Below are 1,080 nucleotides of genomic sequence, written 5' to 3'. Positions count from 1 at the left end.
TGTTGAGCGTCGCTCTGGATGACGAGGATCCGGCGGTGATTCGTCATCGAGGGTTCTCACCGTTCTCGAGAGGCGTGTAGTTGGTGGACGTCGTCACTGGGACGATGAACCAGCGATCCTGCGCAGCTGGGGGCTCGGGTCGTGTGCTCGTGGTCGTGCTGCGGGCGGAGCTGTTCGTCGGCACGGGCATGACTGCGGCGGTGTCGCGGGCGGTCGGTGCTACACCAAGTGGCCTCTGCCTGTTGCGGCGTGGTAGGCAATGCTGTCTGCAACGCGAGGGGAGAGCTGGCGTCGGTGATCGTGGTGTTATGCCCAGAAGAGGCCGAGCAGACCCTGCTTGCCGGCAAGATGCGCTGCCCCGGCTGCGGTGGCCGGCTCGGCCCGCACGGCCATGGGCGTCCCCGGACCGTGCGTGGTCTGGGCGCCACGACCTTGCGGGTCCAGCCCCGCCGAGCACGGTGCGCCGACTGCCGTGCCACCCAGGTCCTGCTGCCCTCGACGCTTGCGGTGCGCCGCGCCGACAGCACCGAAGTGATCGGCGCAGCGCTGCTGGCCCAGGCACACGGCGCCGGGCACCGCACGATCGCTCGGCAGCTGGGCCGCCCGCCCTCGACGGTGCGGCGGTGGTTGCGCCGGGTGACGGGCGAGCACGCGAAGTGGCTGTGGCAGCGCGGGGTCGAGCGGGCAGCCATAATCGACCGCGAGCTGCTGTCCGTGCACGCCGGGCCGACCGTGGTGCCGGCTCAGCAGCACTCCCCGCTGTGGCACGCGCTGAACCTGCTCGGCACGGTGGCTCGCCGCTACCGACAGCTGTTCGCTGCGAACCTCACGCCTTGGCCCGTGATCGGGTTCTTCGCGCGCGGCTGGCTGCTCGCGCCGGCCCAGCTCAACTGAAATTCATGCCCGGCCGAGGGAGTGGTCTGCCCGTATCCGGCCGTCACTGTGCCGACGACCGCCCCGGGACGTCGGCGGACAAGAGCGTCATCGTGCCGATCACGCCGTCACCGAGCCGACCAACACCGCCGGGCCCATCGGCATCCGCGATGACGACAGCATGTGCAAGATCAGTGACGGCCAACA

At 70.1% G+C, this 1,080-nt stretch carries 1 protein-coding gene; it reads left to right on the top strand.

The genetic code is table 11. The annotated features are described in order from the left end of the window. Positions 1-294: 294 nt before the first annotated feature. Positions 295-894: a transposase gene (locus ACYQ1K_RS27895; RefSeq protein WP_459986891.1), complete on the top strand. Its 600-nt coding sequence runs from the start codon at positions 295-297 to the stop codon at positions 892-894. Positions 895-1,080: the final 186 nt, after the last annotated feature.

This window comes from Nocardioides sp. AN3, assembly GCF_054653495.1.
This window is presented reverse-complemented; position numbering and strand designations above follow the sequence as displayed.